This is a genomic window from Thermogemmatispora sp., assembly GCF_019683755.1.
Classification (GTDB): Bacteria; Chloroflexota; Ktedonobacteria; order Ktedonobacterales; family Ktedonobacteraceae; genus Thermogemmatispora.
The window spans coordinates 1-20,476 of sequence record NZ_JADGHT010000014.1 but is presented as its reverse complement, the minus strand read 5'-3'; the positions used below and the strand labels follow the sequence as shown (position 1 = coordinate 20,476).

The 20,476-nt window shown below is 60.6% G+C and carries 15 protein-coding genes; 7 read left to right on the top strand and 8 right to left on the bottom strand.

Annotation, left to right across the window (positions count from 1 at the left end; translation table 11 throughout):
• Positions 1 to 63: 63 nt before the first annotated feature.
• The 4 genes from IRZ24_RS02375 to IRZ24_RS02360 form a co-directional block, all read right to left on the bottom strand.
• Positions 64 to 843 (bottom strand): PHP domain-containing protein, encoded by a 780-nt coding sequence (locus tag IRZ24_RS02375; RefSeq protein ID WP_297160187.1) that lies wholly within the window; start codon positions 841 to 843, stop codon positions 64 to 66.
• 14 nt (positions 844 to 857) lie between these two features.
• Positions 858 to 2,090 carry an FAD-dependent oxidoreductase gene (locus IRZ24_RS02370; RefSeq protein ID WP_297160185.1) on the bottom strand — a complete coding sequence of 411 codons (1,233 nt, stop codon included), beginning with the start codon at positions 2,088 to 2,090 and terminating at the stop codon, positions 858 to 860.
• Entirely contained in the window at positions 2,087 to 2,809 is a 723-nt protein-coding gene (locus IRZ24_RS02365) for an O-methyltransferase (RefSeq protein WP_297160184.1), read from the bottom strand. Before IRZ24_RS02365 ends, IRZ24_RS02370 begins: the two co-directional genes overlap by 4 nt.
• A gap of 264 nt (positions 2,810 to 3,073) precedes the next feature.
• On the bottom strand, positions 3,074 to 7,600 hold the full coding sequence (locus tag IRZ24_RS02360; protein WP_297160182.1) for a DUF6788 family protein: 4,527 nt from the start codon (positions 7,598 to 7,600) through the stop codon (positions 3,074 to 3,076).
• Between the two features lie 446 nt (positions 7,601 to 8,046).
• Here IRZ24_RS02360 and IRZ24_RS02355 point away from each other — a divergent pair, with 446 nt between their 5' ends.
• The 3 genes from IRZ24_RS02355 (at position 8,047) to IRZ24_RS02345 (ending at position 12,372) form a co-directional block, all read left to right on the top strand.
• Entirely contained in the window at positions 8,047 to 10,422 is a 2,376-nt protein-coding gene (locus tag IRZ24_RS02355) for an ATP-dependent RecD-like DNA helicase (RefSeq protein WP_297160180.1), read from the top strand.
• Positions 10,423 to 10,752: 330 nt separating this feature from the next.
• Positions 10,753 to 11,643, top strand: a complete 891-nt coding sequence (locus IRZ24_RS02350; protein ID WP_297160178.1) for a sulfurtransferase — start codon at positions 10,753 to 10,755, stop codon at positions 11,641 to 11,643.
• Positions 11,644 to 11,919: 276 nt separating this feature from the next.
• Entirely contained in the window at positions 11,920 to 12,372 is a 453-nt protein-coding gene (locus IRZ24_RS02345; RefSeq protein WP_297160176.1) for an iron-sulfur cluster assembly scaffold protein, read from the top strand.
• A gap of 278 nt (positions 12,373 to 12,650) precedes the next feature.
• On the opposite strand, the gene IRZ24_RS02340 is transcribed toward IRZ24_RS02345, so the two are convergent.
• Together IRZ24_RS02340 and IRZ24_RS02335 are read right to left on the bottom strand one after the other, a co-directional pair.
• Positions 12,651 to 13,313, bottom strand: coding sequence for a uracil-DNA glycosylase family protein (locus IRZ24_RS02340; RefSeq protein ID WP_297160175.1), 663 nt, complete (start codon positions 13,311 to 13,313; stop codon positions 12,651 to 12,653).
• 16 nt (positions 13,314 to 13,329) lie between these two features.
• A complete protein-coding gene (locus IRZ24_RS02335) occupies positions 13,330 to 13,953 on the bottom strand; it encodes a flavin reductase family protein (RefSeq protein WP_297160173.1) in 624 nt (207 codons plus the stop codon).
• A gap of 413 nt (positions 13,954 to 14,366) precedes the next feature.
• On the opposite strand from IRZ24_RS02335, the gene IRZ24_RS02330 reads away from it, so the two are divergent.
• The 4 genes from IRZ24_RS02330 to IRZ24_RS02315 all read left to right on the top strand — a co-directional run bounded on the left by IRZ24_RS02330 (position 14,367) and on the right by IRZ24_RS02315 (position 19,031).
• On the top strand, positions 14,367 to 15,440 hold the full coding sequence (locus IRZ24_RS02330; RefSeq protein WP_297160171.1) for an iron ABC transporter permease: 1,074 nt from the start codon (positions 14,367 to 14,369) through the stop codon (positions 15,438 to 15,440).
• Positions 15,441 to 15,481: 41 nt separating this feature from the next.
• Complete coding sequence (locus tag IRZ24_RS02325; RefSeq protein WP_297160169.1) at positions 15,482 to 16,864, top strand: ABC transporter ATP-binding protein; 1,383 nt, start codon at positions 15,482 to 15,484, stop codon at positions 16,862 to 16,864.
• 207 nt (positions 16,865 to 17,071) lie between these two features.
• The gene (locus IRZ24_RS02320) at positions 17,072 to 17,365 is read left to right on the top strand and encodes a hypothetical protein (protein WP_297160167.1); all 294 of its coding nucleotides are present in this window, start codon (positions 17,072 to 17,074) and stop codon (positions 17,363 to 17,365) included.
• 136 nt (positions 17,366 to 17,501) lie between these two features.
• Positions 17,502 to 19,031, top strand: a complete 1,530-nt coding sequence (locus IRZ24_RS02315) for a YifB family Mg chelatase-like AAA ATPase (protein WP_297160165.1) — start codon at positions 17,502 to 17,504, stop codon at positions 19,029 to 19,031.
• 339 nt (positions 19,032 to 19,370) lie between these two features.
• Here IRZ24_RS02315 and IRZ24_RS02310 read toward each other — a convergent pair whose 3' ends face one another.
• Complete coding sequence (locus tag IRZ24_RS02310; protein ID WP_297160164.1) at positions 19,371 to 19,622, bottom strand: helix-turn-helix domain-containing protein; 252 nt, start codon at positions 19,620 to 19,622, stop codon at positions 19,371 to 19,373.
• 120 nt (positions 19,623 to 19,742) lie between these two features.
• Entirely contained in the window at positions 19,743 to 20,033 is a 291-nt protein-coding gene (locus tag IRZ24_RS02305) for a helix-turn-helix domain-containing protein (protein ID WP_297160161.1), read from the bottom strand.
• Positions 20,034 to 20,476: the final 443 nt, after the last annotated feature.

The following is a 20,476-nucleotide window of genomic DNA, read 5'->3' as shown; positions in this document are numbered from 1 at the left end:
CATGAGAGCAGGGAGGGTCGGCTGATAGTATGGCTATGCAGCCCGGCCCTCTCGCCGGCAGCTTCAGATACGGTACTCTTCAGGCGCCATGCCGCGCCAGATACGCACTCGCTGGATGCCTGCCTCACGCAGCAGGCGCTCACTGGCCTCGTGACTATTGGCCAGGCTTGATGGATAGTGCGCATCGGAGCCTACGCTTACCGGCGCACCCTGCAAGGCGCAGGCCCGCACGAGACGGCGCACAACCTGGGGATACGTTGCGACGTCGAAGCCATTGACTTCGAGGGCCACATCGCGGCGAGCGGCTTCAGCAGCCAGCAGCTCCAGCTCCTCATCGATCGTGGCCGGCAAATGGGGATTCGCGACAAACAATCTCACCGGATGGCTGACGACGCTGAAGAAGCCTGAGCATACAGCCTGGCGTAGCAGCTCCATATAGCGATGCCAGGCCTGCTCTGCCTCGGCTGCTTCTCCCCATCCCTCTTCATTCTCAAGTAGCTTGCCATCAATCTCATGCACCGAGCCAATGAGAAAGTCCCAGGGATAGCCCTGTAGCAGTTCACGGATCGCTTCAATCTTGTCCGGAATGAAATCAATCTCCAATCCCAGACGGACATCGAACCGCAAGGCTCGCCCGGCCTCCTGCACCGCCTCAATATAGTCCACCAGGGCCATTTCTGGCCCTTCTAGCGGCATATGAGCGAGCAGTGGGCGCAGCTCGCGCATCTGAAAAACGTGCTCCGAGAGACCGAGCACGCGCAAACCTTGCTCTTTTGCCTCGCTCACCATCGCTCTGGCCGAGCTACGGGAAACGTGGCTATGAAAGTCGGTATCGATCTTCATCGCCTCTCCTTTGTCTAGAGCAGCCGCGTTGCAGGCAGCAGCCGGCCCTCGCGAAAGCGTTGCAGACTGAACAGGGCAATATCTAGCGCGCTGCTCTTGCCTGTGGTGATGTAGTCGATCAGAAGTTGTGCCGCTAGCGGCGCATGCATGAAGCCATGCCCAGAGAAGCCGCAGGCGCAGAGAAAGCCCTCTACTTCGGTGGGGCCCAGGATGGGATGTTCGTCCGGCGTCATCTCATAGAGGCCAGCCCAGGCGCGCCGAAGGTGCAGGCCGGCCAAGGCGGGAAAGCGGTGCGCAATGGCCTGCTTGATCTGGGACCAAACAGCAGGGTCAAGTGTGAGATCAAAGGCTGTCGGCGCTAGCGCCAGGCTGGCCGCTTCTTCGTCGGGAGAGGGAGAGTGCGGCAGGCCCACAAGCAGATCTCCCTCGCGCCAGCGAAAATGCAGCCCTGTCGCCTGGTCTACCACCATCGGTAACGCCTGCGGGAGACCAGGAACTGCCTCGCAGAGATAGAGCTGACGTCGCAGAGGATAGACCGGGAGGTCGTTTATCCCCGCCAGGCGTGCCGTCAGCGCGGCGTAGGCCCCCGTGGCATTGATTACTAGCGGCGTCAGTAGCCTCCTCTGTGGAGTCTCTACGGCCTGGACGCGCCCCCGGGCCACCTGAATGGCTACAACAGGACTGTGTTCGTAGACGCTGACACCTAGCCGACGCGCCGTCCCCAGGAGAGCACGCGTCATCGCCGCCGGATCGGTGTAGCCGTCGGTTGGGCAGAAAGTGGCCCCGCAAAGATCTTCCGTCACCAGTCGCAACCCCGGCCAGCGCGCAACAACTTCCTCCGGCGTCAGTAGCTCCGTGGGGACCCCAAGACGCCGCTGGAGCGCAACGTAGCCCTGCATGGCCCGCCAGCGCTCATTGTTGCTAACCAGGAACAGATAGCCATACTGGTAGAATGGCGGCGGTGGCGGAGCAGCAAGGGCCGTCTCAGCTTGCATCTCAGCGATGAAGCGCTGATAGAAGTGCAGGCCTTCGTGCGCAAAGATAATATCCAGTTCATCGGCGAACTGCTGGCGTAGCCCTCCTGTAGCACGCCCGATAGAGCCAGAGGCTACCGTCTCGCGTTCTAGTACGACTACCTCACCGATGCCGCGCCGGGCAAGCTGATAGGCCAGGGTGGCGGCCATGATGCCGCCACCAACAATGGTAATGGCTGCGGTCTCTGGGCGGCTCCTTGCTACTGCGCTCATACCTCGCGCACTAATGTCACCGTAAACCCGTCGCGATAGCCGGAGTCGATATTGAGCGCCAGTGAGAAGAGACGGGGGTCAGCCGTTATGCGCCGGCAATATTCGAAGATGCCCGCCGTGACATCATCCACTGGCTCGCGAACAAAACGTCCATCGCGCAGGCAGTTGTCAGCGACAATGATGCTACCAGGATGGCTGAGCTGCAAGGCCCAGTCAAGGTAGCGTGGATAGGGCGCTTTGTCAGCATCAATGAAGATTAAGTCAAATGGTCCTGCACCTTCGTTGACAAGCGCCGGCAGCAGTTCTAAGGCCCGACCAAGACGAATTTCGACCCGATCACTGACGCCGGCATGCTCAAAGACGCGGCGCGCCACGTCGGCATGCCGAGGATTCAGCTCCAGCGTGATCAGACGTCCATCGGGCGGCAGAGCACGCGCTAGCCAGAGGCCACTATACCCTCCCAGGGTTCCAATCTCAAGGATAGCTCTCGCCCTGCAGGCCAGCGCCAGGAACTGCAAGAGCTTGCCCTCAATGGGGGAAATATTGATCTGTGGTAGGCCAGCCTCTGCGCTGGCCTGCAGGGCATAATGCAGAGCCTCATCCTCTGGAGCAAAGACGCGATTGATCTGCTCCTCAAGCTCGCGCTGGATCTGCACCAACTGGCGCAGGGCTAGCAGCTCTTCCTCAGCAGTTGGCTTTTGCTCACGAACGTCACTCAAGTCGATCGGCTCCTTTATCCGGGGGCTGGTCTGCCGCCCGCGGTTAGGCTAGTGCACTGACCAGGCCCCTACAAGCGGGCCTGATTCTTCATAGCGTGTCAGGCCGCAAGCGGCTAGCACAGGGCAAACCTCCACCCTTGTCAATGCCTGCAGTTCTGACCTGCACTCTCATTCTATGGCCGCTCGTCAGGCAGTGTCAACCTGGCTACGCAGGCATCTAGGGCCAGAGCGCAGGTCTGCCCAGAGACAGGCCGTAGCACTTGCTCACGGCATGACTTTGAGAGCAGCCGCGAGCAACGGCAGCGAGGGCCAGGAGGCAAGGAGGGTTTCGATCCACTGGAGATCAATGGCCGCCTGAGCGCGTTCAAAGAGGGCCTGAGCCTCTCTCAGGTAGGAAAAGGCCCGTGCAAGCTGCTCGCCCGCGTTCCGCTCTACGCCGAGGAGAGCCAGATGGGCACCATAGCTATGGAGGGTACGCGCATAATCAAGGATCAGCTCGCTCGCATCGAAGATGCGCGCAGCCTGCTCAAAGTGAGCGGCAGCCGCCTCTGCCTCTCCCTGGACCGCCAGGATGCGAGCCAGCAGCCGATGGGCATGGCCAAGTGTCAGGCGATTCTCCTGACGATCGGCAATCGCAAGCAGGTCTAAGGTGATCTGTTTAGCCACCTCTAGGCAATTGAGCAAAAAAGCAACGCAGGCTTGCAGATAGCGTCCCTCTACGGCGACCTCGGCATCCAGTCCCTCGTAACGCAGCGCCCGCTCTAAAGCGCGCTGGCCTCGTAGGAGCAAGCGACGGTAGGGACAACTCTCACGGCAGTGGTCCAAAAGCACCCTCTTGCCGTGGTCCTCAGCAGCAGGAAGCGGGTGCTGTCGCAAGTAAGCCAGACAGGCGGCGCTAGCCTGGGCGAGCCGTACCTCGGCCAGCACGATACGGGCGTGGGCCACCGTGCGAGCGTGGTGAATTGCCCGTCCAGTGAGCAGGGAGCGCTGAAGACAGCGCAGGGCCTCATCGAGTTTGCCTGCACTTTGCAGCGTTTCGGCCAAAGCAATATTACACCAGGCCATATGCTCGCGCTCCTGAGTTCGCTCGGCGAGGGCAAGACTGCGCCGGAAATAGGTTTCTGCTTCGCGCAAATCTCCACAGCGGCGCGCCAGCTCGCCCAGGTTGCCTGTGACAAAGGCCATATTGGGGAGGTCACCGGTGCGCTCTGTTAACTCCAAGGCCCGCCGCATGTAAGCCCGCGCCGCTTGATGGTCGGCAACCAGAGCATGAGCCGCGCCCAGATTGCCACAGATCTGGGCCATAGCCATCAGACACTCATGCTGCTCATAGATAGTGAGCGCCGTATGCAGGTGTTGCAAGGCCTCGCTCGGATGACCTAGCCGCGCAGCAATCACGCCGAGGGTCTCGTGAGCATGGCCTAGTTCCAGCGGGTCACCAGCAATAGCACGTTCGCTGAGAGTAGGCGGCTCCTGACCAGCGGCCAGTGGGGTCGGCTCATGGCCCATCGCCTTTTCTAGCATGGTCAGCATCTGCTCGACCTGGCGACGCGCTTCATCATAGTTGCCCTCCAGCGCCGAGAGATTGCCCTCCTGCAAGAGCAAGCAGGCGCTGGCAGGGCTTTCCAGGGCATTGGCTTCGCGCAGGGCGCGCTTGCCCTCTTCGAGGCAAAGGCGGGCCTGAGCAAAATCACCGGTTCTGAGCCAGGCCAGGCTCATTTCGCGCCAGATGATGGCTTGAATCTGGGCCTCATGCTGACGCCGCTTGTGCACCAGTTCGCTGCCTGGTTCTGTCTGCTGGCGCTCCCAGACTTGCAGGGAGCGCTGACGCAAGGCGAGCACGCGCGCATAGAGACGACGCGCCTCGCTATAGTTCCCCTGCATCATACAGCATTCGCAGACATGTTCCAGGAGGCGGGCAAAGTGCAGCAGTTCCTCCTCACCGGCGCTGGGCAGAAGCTGATCCAGCGAGGGAGCCGGATCGGCATCGGCCTCCGAGGGCAGATAGTCGGCACTCACTACAGCCTGGCGTTCCAGAGGAGGCGGGGGCGGCGCCCCAGCCAGGGCCAGCAGAGCCAGGCGGTAATAGTATTGGGCCTCGCCATAGGCCGCGAGTCGATACGCTCGATTGGCCGCGCGCTCTGCATAGCGCGCAATACGCTTGCCATCGCTGGCTCCACGAATCAAATGGTAGGTGACAGCCGCCGCTACCTCCTCCTCGCGCTGGGGATTAAGCGTCAGCAGGGCATCAGCCGCCCGACGATGGAGCTGGATGCGGCGCGCGACCGAGAGATTCTGATAGAGATGGCTTTCTATGAGAGGATGCCAGAAGTGGTAGCTGACCTGCCGACCGTTCTCCTCCTCAATCAGCAGGCCAGCACGCAGAGCCTCCTCTAGCAAATCAAGTACTTGCTCCTCCTGCGGATGAGGAAGCTGGCCACTATCCATGAAGAGCAGATGATTGAATTCGAAGGGGGCGCCGAAAACCGCCGCCTTACTCAGCAGCGCCTGGCAAGCCATGCTGAGTTTGCCAAGGCGCCGATCAAGTACAGCGGCAATCGTGGCAGGCAACGAGAGCCGGCCCTCCCCAGCGACGGCCTGCCCCGCCGAGGCCGAACCTCCCTCGCTGGCCTCGCGTTCAAGGTAACGCGCCAACTCTTCAGCAAAGAAGGGATTACCGTCGGCCTGCGTCTGAATACTGTGTACAAGACGGGCAGGCAAATGGGAAACAAGCTGCGCGATTTGAGCTGCTGTCAGGGGCTGGATCGCCAGCGTCAAAAGGACCTGCTCGCGCTGCAGATCGTTGATGAGCGTGCGCAGCGCATGGCTAGGGAGCAGCTCCATATCGCGGCAGGTTCCCAGGAGGAGAATCGGCTGCTCACGCAAGTGACGCGCAAGGTAGCTGAGCAGTTCGAGGCTACTTTCATCCGCCCAATGGAGGTCATCGAGCACCAGCAGGAGCGGCGCCCGTCGGCTGAGAGCTGTAAGCAGGCTCAGTGTGGCTTCCCAGAGATGGAGCCGTTCCTGCTCTACCGGCATGACCAGGGGAGCCACTGCTGGCTGAAGCAGCTCATAGAGTTCTGGCAACAGGGTACAGAGACGCTGCAGGTGAGAAGTAGACAGGCCCAGCTCTGTCAGTAGCTGAGCTGATGAGAGCCTGCGGTCGGTCAGCCGACCCTGCAAGAGGGTGCGCAGCAGTTCGACCCAGGGACAATAAGGAATAGCTCCCTCCTGCTCATAGGAGCGGCTCCAGACGACCTGCCAGCCCTGGCGCCCGGCCTCATCACTTAGCTCTTCGGCGAGGCGCGTTTTACCGATGCCCGCTTCCCCTGTTAAAAGCACGAAGTGAGGCGGTGAGAGCGACAACTGCGCTGGTGACGTCTGCTGAGCCTTAGCTGCCGCCAGTATGGCGCTTTCCTGCTCACCAGCCCTCACTGTGGACCTGACAGGGTGCCAGTGGGAAAGTAGTTGTCGCATCAGCGCTAATTCACGCTCGCGCCCGATCAGCGGCGTCCGCTTGTGACGCCCCGACGGGAAGTGCGGATTCGCCACAGTTCTCGCCGCCATGCCCGTCACTGCCGGGCGAGTGGTCGCTGAAGTCGAGCCATCATCAGGACTGGGGCCGGTCTGAAACCCAACAGAGGGAGCCGCCTGAGCCGAGGCCAGGGCAGCCCCCGGTCCAGCAAGCGTGGTCAGAAAAGCGGTAGAGGGAGCCGGCATCAGCTCACCGTTGCGCAGTGCCTCATAGAGGCGCCGTGTCTCGGGCAGCGGCTCGCTGCCATATTCACGCTCCAGCACCTCGGTCAGGCGCTGATAGGCTTGTAAGGCTTCTACGCGGCGATCCAGCCCCATGAGGACCATCATCAATTGGCGGACGGCTGTCTCATGAGTTGGATCGCTCATCAGCAGCCGATCGAGCGGCTCAATGGCACTGGACAAGGCTCCTCGCTTGACACGTAGCTCAGCCAGTTGGAGCAATGCCCCCATCCAGCGACGGCGCAGCGCTTCACGACGAGGCTGGGCCCATTCTGAATACAGCTCCTCCACCAGGAAATCGCCGCGATAGAGAGCCGTCGCTTCCTCTAGCAGCCGCTCAACCTGCGGTGGATCAGCTAACTGCTCGGCCAGCTTGATCTTCTGCTCAAATTCATCGGCATCGACCCAGATGACACTACCATCGGCTAGCTCCAGGACCTCATGTTGGAGGCGCAAGAGCGTTGAAGAGGCCGGACGGCGAATCTCCGGCTCCAGGAGTAGACGCAGTTCATGGACAGCCCCATTGAGGCGGTTAGCCGCCGTTTCGCTGTCGAGATCGGGATCCGGCCAGAGCGCTTCCATCACCTGCTCTCGTCCCATCCGTCGCAGAGGATGACACAAGAGGCACCCCAATAGAGCACGGGCCCGCCGTCGCTGCCAGCGTCGTCCGTCATCTTCTACCCAGCCACTGCTGCCGCGCCGCTCCACGCGAAATTGTCCCAGAACGTAAATACGCAGCAGTGGCTTGCCAGGCTCGCTACGCCCACTGCGTCGCTCGCGCTCCCCGGCAGCGACAGTACGACCTCCCGTCCCTGCTGGCGCGCGGCGGGCAGAGACGGAGACTGCCGACAGCCGTTGACCTGCCTGCTCTACCTCCGCCGGTAACTGCGCCCCAATGTACTTGCTAACGGTCCGCCCGTTCTCGCTCCAGTAGGCGTACCAGTAAGGGCCATGTCCAGCGCCCTCACGGCATTTCCGGCAGCGCTGCTTGCCGCAGCGCGTGTACTGCTGGCGATAGGTCACCTTGCTCTCCATCGAGTCCTTTCCCTCTGGCCCAGGCCTTTGGTCGAGGTCAGTAGCATTGACTCTCTATCCTTGCCGCACTACAAGAAGCGCTAGCAGAGGTGTGATCGTGACCACCATCAATAAGAACATCGAGATCCATACTTATGGCCAGTTCCACTCATGCGTCGGACATCGCACCGTGAGCTATCTCGTCATTAGGAAATATATACGAGTTCATTATAAGACGCCGACTGTCCTCATCAGTATTGGTTTCTTAACCAATAGCCCGATTGGACAGCCACCACCGCCGAGGAAAGGCCAGCCTCCTCAGGTGACAGCCCGTGCGGTTGACAGGGCCATAGTGGCAGGCTAAGATAGAAAGGACAGCAGCAGCCTCTATCTTGCCTGCTTGTTTGCTTGTATTCCTGCCCCAGGGTGGGTCTTACGACCACCACGCGACCTGGAAAGCGCCAGGCATGCCTACGCTTGAAGGCTCTGTTGAGAGCATCGTTTTTCATAACGAGGAAACACACTATACCGTTGCACGTTTTCGCCCCAGCAGAGGTACTGGCCGCGGCCCATCGCGCTCGTCGCGCGATGGTCTGTTGACCATCGTTGGCATTTTGCCGGGCGTGCGCGCCGGCGAAGTCTTGACCGTGGAAGGTATCTGGGAATACGATCCACGCTACGGTCACCAGTTGCATGTGACGAGCTTTAGCCAGCGCCTGCCCACGAGTACCGAGGGCATCATTCGCTACCTTAGCTCCGGCCTGATTAAAGGCATTGGCCCCAAAAAAGCACGTACGCTTGTCGAGCACTTTGGCGAGCAGACACTCGCGATCATTGAGCAGCAGCCAGAGCGTCTGGCTGAGGTACGTGGCCTGAGCCAGAAGGACCGGGAGCGCATTGTTGCCGCCTGGACGCAGCAGCAAGAGATGAAAGAGGTGCAGCTCTTTCTGCAGACCCATGACATTGCGCTGCACCTGGCCAATCGTATCTACCGTCAGTATGGGGCCGAGAGTGTTAAGGTTGTGCGCGAGAATCCCTATCGGCTGGTTCAGGACGTGTATGGCATCGGCTTCCGAACGGCTGATCAGATCGCGACCAGGTTAGGTCTGCCGCGCGATAGCTTGCCACGACTGGTGACGGGCTTGACCTATGTTCTGGCGCAGGCGGCCAATGAGGCTGGCCATTGCTATCTGCCGGAGGATGAGCTGCTGATCGAGGCGGCGCGTATTTTAGAGGCGCCTCGCTCGGCGCTGGAGCAGGCCCTGGAACAGGGTTTGCAGGAGGGCGAGCTGTTTCTTGAGCCAGCTTTGGCTAGCGAGGCGAGGTATAGCCAGGGTGAGGCTTTCCTCTCACCGACCTCTGTCTGCTCTCTCCCTCACGGCGCGCTAGCCAAAGCTACGACTACGCCTGCTCAGCCAGAGCTAAACATGGCTCCCGACCAGGCGGCGACGGCTCTTTCCTCCGCTGTCGGGGGGGCTCAGCGGCGTGTCTATTACGGCCCCTTCTGGCACGCTGAACGGGGCTCGGCCCGCTTGCTCAGGCGGCTGCTGCGAACGCCTAGCCGGCTGCCAGCCGTCTCGCCAGCGCTTTGGGAACAGGTTTTTCATCACCTGGAAGTCAAGCGCCAGCTCCAGCTCACGCCGCGGCAGCGCGAGGCAGTGCAAACGGCCTTTACATCCAAGGTTAGTATTCTGACGGGTGGTCCCGGCACCGGGAAGACGACTTCGCTACGGGCGCTGCTGCTCTTGCTGCGTCGGCTAGGTGTCGAGGTGGCGCTTACAGCTCCCACTGGGCGCGCCGCCAAGCGCCTCAGCGAGGCTACAGGCCTGCCCGCTCAGACGCTTCATCGTCTGCTGGAGTATACGCCTCATGACGGAGCCTACCAGCGCCATGAGGAGCGCCCTCTGAGCTGCCAGTTTGTGATTGTCGATGAGTGCTCGATGGTCGATATCCTCCTCTTCTATCATCTGCTCAAGGCTCTGCCCCCAGAGGCCCATCTGTTGCTCGTCGGTGACGCTGATCAGCTCCCGTCGGTTGGTCCGGGCAACGTTCTGCGTGACCTCCTGCGCAGCGAGGTCATCCCTACTACGCATCTGACCGAGCTGTTTCGACAGGCGCGCCAGAGCCGCATCGTGGTCAGTGCCCACCGCGTCAATGCCGGCTTATTGCCCGTGGTGAAGAATGAGGAGGGGAGTGATTTCCTCTTTTTGCGCGAGAACGACCCGCTGCGGGCTCGCAATCTGATCCTTGATCTGGTGGAGCAGCGGCTACCAGCCCGTTATCATCTCAATCCACGCGCCGATATCCAGGTCCTCTCACCAATCTATCGCGGACCTCTGGGGGTGATCAGCCTTAATGAGCTTCTTCAGCAGCGGCTGAATCCACGTTCAGAGGGCGAATTGCTGCTAGGCAAGCATCACTTGCGCATCGGCGATAAGGTGATGCAGGTGCGCAATGACTACGATAAGGGGGTCTTTAACGGTGACCTTGGTTGGATACGCCGCATCGATCATCAGGCCGCCACTGTAACGGTAGAGTTTCAGGAGGAGGCTGGCCCCCTTTTGGTCGAGTATGAGTTTGCCGAATTAGACGCTCTGATGCTGGCTTACGCGGTCACGATTCATAAGAGCCAGGGCAGTGAGTATCCGGCCGTGATCATCCCGCTCTTCTCGCAGCATTCCCCACTCCTGCAGAGAAATCTCCTCTATACCGCTATCACTCGCGCCCGGCGGCTCTGCGTTCTGGTGGGCCAGCCCCAGGCCCTGGAACAGGCCATTCGCAATGATCGGGTGGCGCAGCGGAATACGGCGCTGGCAGAGCGCCTGCAAGCCTTCCTTGAGTGAGGCTGCTTCTCTGAGTGAGACTGCTTCTCTCTGCGCACTGCTCACACAAAAGCACGCTGCTGCCTCACTAGCCTGAGTCTGGCTTGCCTTGGGTCCCGGGCTGCGGTAGAATAGAAACTGAATTGACATAGTCAACTACCGCCTGAGCGCGCAACCAGCCCCACTGGCGAACTAGACACTCTGGCCGAGGCGCCAGCAGCGCGCCGAGAGCAGCAAGCTGACTGGTAGGGGCCACGGCGCGTCAGGCAGACCGGTAGATGCCTGTACTTGTAGCTGGTATGTTGTTGGAATCCGTATTCCGTAATGTAATGGAGGAGGGAGGACGATCCTATGCCAGAGACAGAGACTACAACAGCAGGCCAGGGCCAGCGTTCGCCCGCTGGCTATGCTCACCCTGAAGTTCTGGTAGAAACAGAGTGGGTGGCGGAGCATCTCAACGATCCCAATGTGCGGATTATCGAGGCCGATGAGGATGTGCTCCTCTACGAGACCGGCCATATTCCTGGCGCGGTAAAGCTGGACTGGCACGTTGATGTTCAGAATCCGGTCACGCGCGACTTCGTAGATCGCGAAGGCTTTGAGCGCCTGATGCGCCGTTGGGGGATTCGTAATGATACGACGGTGGTGCTCTATGGCGATCGCAATAACTGGTATGCCTGCTACAGCTTCTGGCTGTTTACCATGTATGGCCATAAGAATCTGAAGATTATGAACGGTGGGCGCCAGAAGTGGGAGGCTGAGGGGCGACCGCTGACTAAGGAGGTGCCCCATTATGAGCCGAGCGATTATCGGGCGCCGGAGCCAGACGAGTCGATTCGGGCCTTCCGCGAGGATGTGCTGGCGATATTACATAAGCCTGGCTACGGTCTGGTTGACGTGCGTTCGCCCCAGGAGTATACCGGCGAGTTAATCCATATGGTAAACTATCCGCAGGAAGGGGCTCAGCGTGGTGGGCATATTCCCGGGGCGAAAAATATCCCCTGGTCGATGGCTGCCAACCCCGATGGAACCTTCAAGTCCGCAGAAGAGTTGCGGAAGCTCTATAGCGAGCAGGGGATCACGCCCGATAAGGATGTGATCACCTATTGCCGCATTGGTGAGCGCTCCGCCCATACCTGGTTCGTGCTGACGCAACTGCTCGGTTATCCGCGCGTGCGCAACTACGACGGCTCCTGGACCGAATGGGGAAATATGGTACGCGCGCCCATCGAGAAGCCTTGACTCAGAGAGACCGACTGGGACCAGGTCCGGCAGTCGGTCGGCTCTTCACCCAGTTCTCCGGGTCGAGGCGATGAGTGCCGGTATGCAGTAGCCCCAAGACGTCGATGTGAGGCGATAACGGGACGGGGCAGCCCCCGGGCAGAGGTCGGCAACACGCCCAGGTGCCAATCTCACCTTGTTCAGCGTCTCGGTTTGTCAGTGCCTGGTCTGTCTGTCTCTGCCGCAGTGGTGGCAGCTTCGTTCCGTTGCTTTTGTTGGAAAGTTTTGTGATGCCCTATGGATAGACAAGAAGCAATCGAGTTTCTTTTGGACCATTACGAGAATCCGCGCAATTATGGCCCGCTAGAGCACGCCGATGTGAGTTTGAAGGGCGGCAATCCGGGCTGCGCCGACGTGATTACTATGTATGGGCGCTTCGATGAGCAGGGCCGTCTGGCGCAAGTCCAGTGGGAGGGTGAGGGATGCACTATTAGCCGCGCCGCCGCCTCCTACGTGACCGAGTTGACGCGCGGCATGACGGCTGAGGAGATCGAGAATCTGAGCTTTGAGGACCTGATTGAGGATCTGGGGCGTGAGGTAGTCATGACCCGTCCTACCTGCGCCACGTTGGCTCTGGGTACGCTGAAACGTGGGGTGCATGAGTATCGCATGCGTCAGCTTTCCCAGCAAGGCAGTGCTTCCAACGCAACGCAGGAGCAGTCTCAGTCCCAGCCACCAGCGCAGTCTTAGCCCTCGGCAATGAGCATCGGCTCCTCCTCGCCTCGCGCACTGGCCTGATCTCCACAAGCCAGTATGGTAGGCTTCTGGCCCTTGTAGGGCCAGCCCAGGACGCCAGCGAGCGGAGCAGAACGGCAGTGGGAGCCGCGGGCGAGATAGCAGTAGGGGAGAGGCCCCAGAGCGTCGGCGCCCTTTTCGGCCCCGGCCAGCCACGATCTGGAAAGCTGGCGTTGGCTCTTCAGGTGGCAAAGTATCTTGCCTGGCAAGAGAGGCAGCACGGGGAAGAGGACTTACAGCTCCAACTCGCGACGCCAGTCAGCCAGAAGGGCAAGCGCGCGCTGGAGCTGCTCGCGATGCTGGGGCGTATTGAGCCAGCGGCTGACTCCCGAAGGATGAGGCAAGGGGAGCCAGCGTCGCTTACCTTCGATACGCGCGGTGCCGATGACCTCCTCGAGTCTGACTTTACCCCAGAAGGCTTCTATGGCCATGCCCCCAACGAGCAGAATCACACGAGGACGCAACAGGCGCAGCTCGGCCTCCAGAAATGGACGGCACAGGGCCAGCTCCTGGGGCGAAGGGCGGCGATCGCCTTGTCCCCGGGGAGCCGGGCCGGGATAGCAGCGTGTGAGCGAACTGAGATAGACATGTTGATGCAGATAGCCCGGAGGGAAGCCAGCTCGCTCTAGCCATGCTTGCAGCACACGCCCGCCCGGGCCCCCAAAGGGGATACCGCGCTGCTGCGAGCGCAGTCCAGGCGCTTGCCCGATAACCATCAGTCCCTCCAGGAGGCCCTCGTGAAGGACAGGATTCACCACAGGAAGCGCCTGGGTGAGATAGCCACGGTCTTGACAGCGACGGCAGGCGCGTAAGGCTGTTTGGAGCCGTCTCAGCTCCTCAAGCCGCAGGAGGCGCGCTTGCTGCTGCTCTCGCTCTCCGCGCGGCGCCTGCTGCAAAGGAGACGAGTCCATTTCAGAGGACATCGCTTGGCGCTGAGAGCGGTGGGAGGCTCGGCTGCTCGTAATCGGTGGCCAGATGACGGTAACGACCCCGGTAGTAGGCCAATGGCCGTTTGGCGTGAGCAGGCTGCCCATTGCCATCCTGCAGAGCCATCGTGGCTATGGCGTGCTCGGAGGCGGCTGATGTGCTAGAAGACTGGCGTTGATCGTCGGCCCCGAGGGCTATCACTTCGCCCACGAGAATCGCGTGGTCGCCGCCGGGATAGTCAGCCACCAGTCTTGTCTCAACGAAACCTAGGGTCCCTTCAAGCAGCGGCGCCCCAGTCACGCCCTGGTGATAGGGCGCGTGGCAGAAGTAGCGATAGCGCTCCTCCGAGGGCAGCGCGAAGCAACGGGCCAGTTCCTCTTGTTCCTCGCTCAAGATATTGATGGCGAACACCCGGCTTTCGCGAATGGCTTGCAGGGTACGGCTCTTGAGATCAATACAGACAAGGACCAGGGGCGGATCTAGCGAGACGGAACAGAAGGCATTGACTGTCAGCCCTACCAGACCGGCGCTGCCCCGTGTAGTTACGACCGTCACTCCTGTCGCGAACTGCCCCAGGACGTAGCGAAACAGCTCTTTGTCGATAGACATTAACGGCTCGATCCCTCTTCTTCCTTCACCATGAAAACGAGCGAGGGGTTGCAAGGCCTCTTGCGCCGCTGCGCCGCCACGCCGTTGTGTTGTCGCAAGCTCACAAGTACCTTTCCCTCGCCTGCTCATCCTAGTATCCGGGGCCTGTCGGCACCTGACACTGGCCTTTCGGACAGAACTCCGTAGCAGAATCGTAGCATATGCGTAGCTTCTCTGCCAGCAGCGGCAGCAGGGAGGAAAGCGCTGGCGCTAAGTCCGGTCCGGGTAGCGGGCCGGCAGCCTGTCCATTGACAGGCACGGCTTGAGCGCGTATAGTTACAGCGAAAGCATGAGATGAAGTCTGTTGACGGCCCTGTGAGGGATTGACGATCGAGACCCAGACGAGACGAGAATCGCCAGCGCCGGTGACGCCTATGGCCTCAGCGAAGGTCGTGCACCTGAGACGTCGCTTGACCCCCCTTGTTCTCGCGGGTCTCTCGGTGCTCTTGCCTCTGACGCTGCTGGCGGCGGTAAGTGCTGGTTCCACAGCCATTCCGTTTGGCACCGTCTTGCAGATTCTCCTGAATGGTAGTCACCTCTTTCATTTCCGGCAGAGCTGGGACCCGGCTCTCGCGATCATTATCTGGGATCTGCGCTTGCCGGAAGCGCTGGGCGCGGCCCTGGTTGGGGCTGGCCTGGCCGTGGCTGGTGTGCTCTTCCAGGGAATGCTCCGCAATCCGCTGGCCGATCCGTTTCTCATGGGTACCTCTTCAGGGGCGGCTTTGGGTGCCGTTATCGCCTTTATTCTCCCGCTCGATGCGACCTATGGCCTCTTTTTCTCACTGACGCCCCTGCTGGCTTTTAGTGGGGCCTTGCTAACGGTGCTGTTGGTGTATGCCATTGCACGGGTCGGCGGGCGGACGCCAGTGGTGACCCTTTTGCTGGCTGGCGTTGTGATGAACGCTTTGTTGGTGGCAGTGCAGACGCTGATCCTGACGCTCAGCCCCCAGGCACAGTTCAATTTGCAGGCCCTGTTTAACTGGCTCTCGGGAGGCATTAGTGTCAATAGCTGGTGGCCTGTGATGATCGTGGGCGCTATCATGGTGGCTGGTGTGGGAGGAGCGCTTGTTTTGGGGCAGGTACTGGATGCCTTTGCTCTTGGTGAGGAGGGAGCGGCTCATCTGGGCTTACGCGTCGAGTGGTATAAGTTCCTGCTGATCATGCTCGGCTCGCTGTTAACGGCAGCAGCAGTCTCGATTAGCGGCTTGATTGGCTTTGTGGGCCTGGTAACTCCCCATATGCTGCGCTTGCTGATCGGCCCACGCCACCGTCCTTTGATCGCGGCCTCGGCTCTCGGTGGCGCTTCCTTCCTGACCCTGGCCGATTTACTGGCGCGCACGGTGATCGCACCGGCCGTGCTCCCTGTGGGAGTGTTTACCGCCTTGATCGGGGCCCCGTTCTTCCTCTATCTGCTGCGTCAGAGCAAGAAGGAGTATCGTTGGTCGTGATGCATCTCAGGCCTGAGAGCAGGGGGAGAGATCTGTCTGTCATGGAAGGCGCTCCCTTATTGGAGGCGCGCCATGTGAGCTTTGGCTATGGCTCCCAGCCAATCTTTTTTGATGTTTGCTTGCAGATAGCGGCTGGCGAGATGGTGGGGCTGCTGGGGCCGAATGGTTCGGGGAAGACGACGCTTTTGCGCCTGCTCAGCGGGGTGCTGCGTCCCGCTCAGGGTGAGATCTGGCTGCAGGGACGAGAGCTTGAGCGTTGGCGCCGTCGCGAGCTTGCGCGCGTTGTGGCAGTGGTACCCCAGGAGTTGCATATGCCTTTCGAGTTTACTGTCGAGCAACTGGTGGCGCTGGGACGCTTTCCTTTTGTTGGCCTGCTGGGGAGCTATGGGCCGCAGGATCGCGCGCGGATCGCCGAGGCGATGCGCGTGACGGGCGTTGATGTTTTGGCCACCCGGCCCTTCAATGAGCTGAGCGGCGGCGAGCGACAGCGTGTGCTGGTGGCGATGGCTCTGGCTCAGCAGCCACATCTGTTGCTGCTAGATGAGCCGACCGCTCATCTGGATATCCGCTATCAGATTGAGGTTCTGGAGCTGGTGCAGCGGCTGAACCGTGAGCATGGGGTGACGGTGTTGGCAGCCATGCACGATTTGAATCTAGCGGCCCGCTATTTCCCGCGCCTGATACTCTTCCAACGCGGCGTTGTAGCCGATGGGACGCCAGCGTCGGTCTTGGAGCCGCGCTTATTGAGTCGGGTGTATGGAATCGCGGTGCGAGTAGGTATTGTGCGCGGGACGACGCATTTCAGTGTGGTGCCACCCGGCAGCTATGAGGCTCAGGAGGCCGAGGAGGAGACGGAGCCGCGGGAGCCATCCCCTCGGGTGCTGGTGATGGCTGGGGGCGGTTCTGGCGAACGGGTAATGCGCGCTCTGGCGGATTGGCATATTCCTTTTCTGGCTGGGGTGCTCAATATTGGTGACAGCGATCATACTTTGGCCCTGCGCCTGGCGAGTCGTGTGCTTAGCGAGCAGCCCTATGCGCCTATCTCGCCAGCGGCTTTGGCGGAGCTACGGGCGGCCCTCTCGACCATCGATGTGCTGATTATTTGTCCCATGTACGTCGGGCCGGGCAATGTTACCTTGCTGCGCGAGGCTCTGGCTGCGGCTCGCCAGGGCCGCCGGGTGCTGCTGCTGGCTCCTGAGGCCTCCGAGTCGGATTCGATTACTGTTATCCCGGAGGCCGAGGCCGAGTCGGCGGAGCTATCTGCCCTTTTGGCGCGTACGGGGATCGCTCAGCGGGACTATACTGGCGGCGAGGCGACTCGCCTGGTTGAGCAGTTGCTGCAGGCCGGGGCCTGCCTGATTAGCCGACCAATTGAGGCCCTGACTCTGTGCGCGCCTGAGCTAGGCTCTTCCAGGCTTGGTTGATCCGGCGACGACACGCTCTCCCTCCAGCCTCTGTCGCCCGTTCTCTTCGACGGATGGGAAGGCTGGAGGCAGGGTTTCTACAGGCCACGCTTGCAAACGGGGTTTTGTATGTAGTATATTGCTTTGTACAGCATGATAGAGTCTCGGAATGCGAGCCTTGTTCTCGATGAAAAATCGATGCCATCTTCAAAAGGCAGGGTAGACGGCATGGGTGGCACTGAGCAGGCAACTGTGACGCTGCGCTTACCTTCAACGCTGAGCGCCTGCAACGGCGGCAAGAGCCAGATCGTTGTGCGGGCCAGCACGGTAGGCGAACTGTTTGAGGCGCTGGAGGCCCACTATCCGCAGGTCTGGCGCTGCCTGTGCGATGAGCATGGCTGTGTACGCGCTCAGATCCAGCTCTTCGTGAGTAACAAGCTGATTACTGGCCCGCGTGACCTGCAGATCGCTTTGAAGCCCGGCGAGGAGATTATTGTGCTGCCTTCTGCTCGGACTCCCTAGGCCAGAGCCTGCAGCGGTCCGCCGACCTCTGGCCATTTTATCGGTAAGCTTGCAAATGTAGAGCTACTGCGCCATAATAAAAGCTATCTTCTGCCGCTATGTGGAGGAGAGGAAGGAGGTTTCTAAAGGAGTCGGGATGTTGGCGCAGGTTCGAAGTTGTGCAATCGTGGGTCTAGAGGGCGCCCTGGTTGAGGTGGAGGTGGACCTGACAAACGGTCTGGCGGGCTTTACGATCGTGGGCCTGGCCGATACGGCTATTCAGGAGGCGCGCGAACGGGTGCGCGCCGCTATTAAGAATAGTGGGGCTGTTTTTCCTTATAAGCGGATTACGGTGAATCTGGCCCCCGCTGACCTCCGCAAAGAAGGGCCTGTCTACGATCTCCCTATCGCAATCGGCATTTTGCTGGCCTCGGGCCAGCTTGTCCCCGTTGAACCAATCTCTGATTGTCTCTTCCTCGGTGAGCTGTCCCTCGACGGTAGTGTGCGCCATACCAATGGTATGCTGCCAATGGTGGCCCTGGCGCGCGAGCATGGCATGCGCACGGTCTTCGTGCCGGCGGTAGATGCCCGTGAGGCGGCTTTGGTGAGCGATATCTCCGTTTATGCAGTGGAGACGCTCGCTCAGTTGATTGCCCACTTGAGTGGTGAGGTGCGCCTGGCCCCGTTTCCACTCGATGAGCAGTTGCTGCAGGCGGTCGGTCGGCAACCCCCTTCTCGGGATCTGGCGGCGGTGCGCGGCCAGGACCATGTGAAGCGCGCCCTGGAGGTGGCCGTTAGTGGCGGTCATAATTTGTTGATGTGCGGCCCTCCCGGTACCGGCAAGACCTTGCTGGCACGGGCTACCCCGTCGATTATGCCCCCCCTGTCGATCGATGAGGCTCTGGATGTGACGCGCATCTATAGTGTGAGCGGTCTGCTCCCGTCGGAAACACCGCTGATCCTTGAGCGCCCTTTTCGCTCCCCCCATCATACGATCAGTCATGCCGGTCTGGTGGGCGGTGGACGTCAGCCGCGCCCTGGCGAGATTAGCCTGGCTCATCGCGGGGTGCTCTTTTTGGATGAGTTGCCCGAGTTCAGCCAGTACGTGCTGGAGGCCCTCCGCCAGCCGCTGGAGGATAAGGTGGTGACGATTTCACGCGCGCAGGGTTCGGTGACGTTTCCGGCGAATTTTATGCTGATTGCCGCCATGAACCCCTGCCCGTGCGGCTATCTGCACGATGTGACCCGTGAGTGTAAGTGCTCGCCAGCCGCAGTGCGCCGCTATCAGAAGCGCGTCAGCGGTCCGCTCCTGGACCGCATCGATATTCAGGTGGAGGTGCCTCGTGTGGCCTATGAGAAGCTGGCCGGCGCTCCCGCTCCAGAGAGTACGGAGCGTATTCGGGCCCGCGTCCAGGCCGCTCGCGAGCGCCAGCGTCGGCGCTTCGCGGGAACCCGTCTGACCTGCAATGCGGAGATGGGTGCCGCCGAGGTGCAGGCGTTTTGCTATGTGGATGAGGCTGGGCAGCGCTTGCTGCGCTCAGCAGTGCAGCAGTTGGCGCTGTCGGCACGCGCTTTTCATCGGATGCTGAAGGTGGCGCGCACAATCGCCGATCTGGAGGGGGCGGAGAGGATCGGCCCGGCCCATGTGGCGGAGGCGGTGCAGTACCGCCCCCGCATCGCTCCTTGATGGGCGCCTGGCTCTCGCCCCGCACTCGGCCTTTGCCCCGCTCAGTTGCCGCTATGGCCCAGCCCTGGGCTCTGGGCTTTGATCCCCCGGATCGCTGCAGGGCTGCTGCCCCTATGTTCGTCGCTCGCCAGCTTTCTGGCTGGCCAGCCAGGAATGGGCAGGTCTGGGCCCGGATTTGGACGGTGCTTTTGTGTTCGCCGGTGCCGACTCTTCTGCTCTCGCTTTTCCTCGCTGGAGGCACTGGCCCGGGCCGGGGATCGGCGAGGTGAGTTTTTCTCTTTGCCCGTACACGGATTCTCAAGGCGCATGGGTGAGGTGAGGTGTGCTTACCCATGCCGCTCAGTCTGGCTCTTGATCTGCTTCCGCTCCGTCGTCGTTGCGCGACCTGGGCAGGCGCCCGGGGCCGTAGCGATGGGCCTCAAGATAGGCCTCGATGTCGCTGCGTTTGAACCTCCAGGCCGAGGCAATCCGATACCCCGTTATTTCTCCTCGCTCTACCATCCGTACCATTGTTCTTCTCGTGACCCCTATGAGCTTCCCGGCCTCGGTAGCAGTAAGCCACTCTTCGTTCTGGACTCTCCGATCCGTCATGTGTGGCTAACTCCTCTGACGCTGTCTTGCTCTTAGCGCCGCACTGTGTTGCCCTGCTCATCTGCTAGTGAAGCCAGCCAGCAGACGGCAGCGTCCGGCTCGCGCAGCGTGGGGGCTTGCTTAGGAGGACTGTTCCGTCGTCCCCTCAGCAGTCGTGCCCGGCTCTTGCTGTGCATCCCCGTTCCTTTTCCTCTCCTGGCGTGTCCCGAGTGGGCGCTCAGGGCCATAGCGGTGCGCCTCAAGATAGGCCTCGATATCATGGCGCTTGAAGCGCCACCTGGAGGCTACACGATACCCCGTTAATTCTCCCCTCTCAACCATTCGCACTACCGTTTTCGGGCCAATCCCTATGAGCTTGCTCACCTCGTTAGTGGTCAGCCACTCATCTCCGTGGTTACTACGCTCTGTCATCTACGCCTGGCACCTCACATGCTGTCTTCTTCTTTGAAATTGTATCAGCTTTGCTTAATTACGTCAAATAGTCTCTATTGACTTAATATTCTATGTAGACTCTTAATTACCATTAGACCATAGAGACTATCGAGACTTGATCTTACGATTAAGCCATGCTATACTCATAGCAAGGCAAGGAGCCGGGCAGGTTATTCCTGACCCTGGTTGCCGGCTCCGTTAGGCCAGAGCGCTCACTTGCCCAAGCTCTCGCGATCAGGATTGCTGTTGTTGGAGGTCAAGTCGATCGAAAGGAGTTTTCTGCATGGCAGAAGAACTGCAGTGGGGACAGGCCAGGCTCATCCTGAATCTGGAGGCTTTTGCTCGTGGCTATCACCAGGGGCGAAAATACTACTTTGAGGAGCGAGAACTCTCGGAGCGCGTATGTCAGTGTCTGGCAGCCA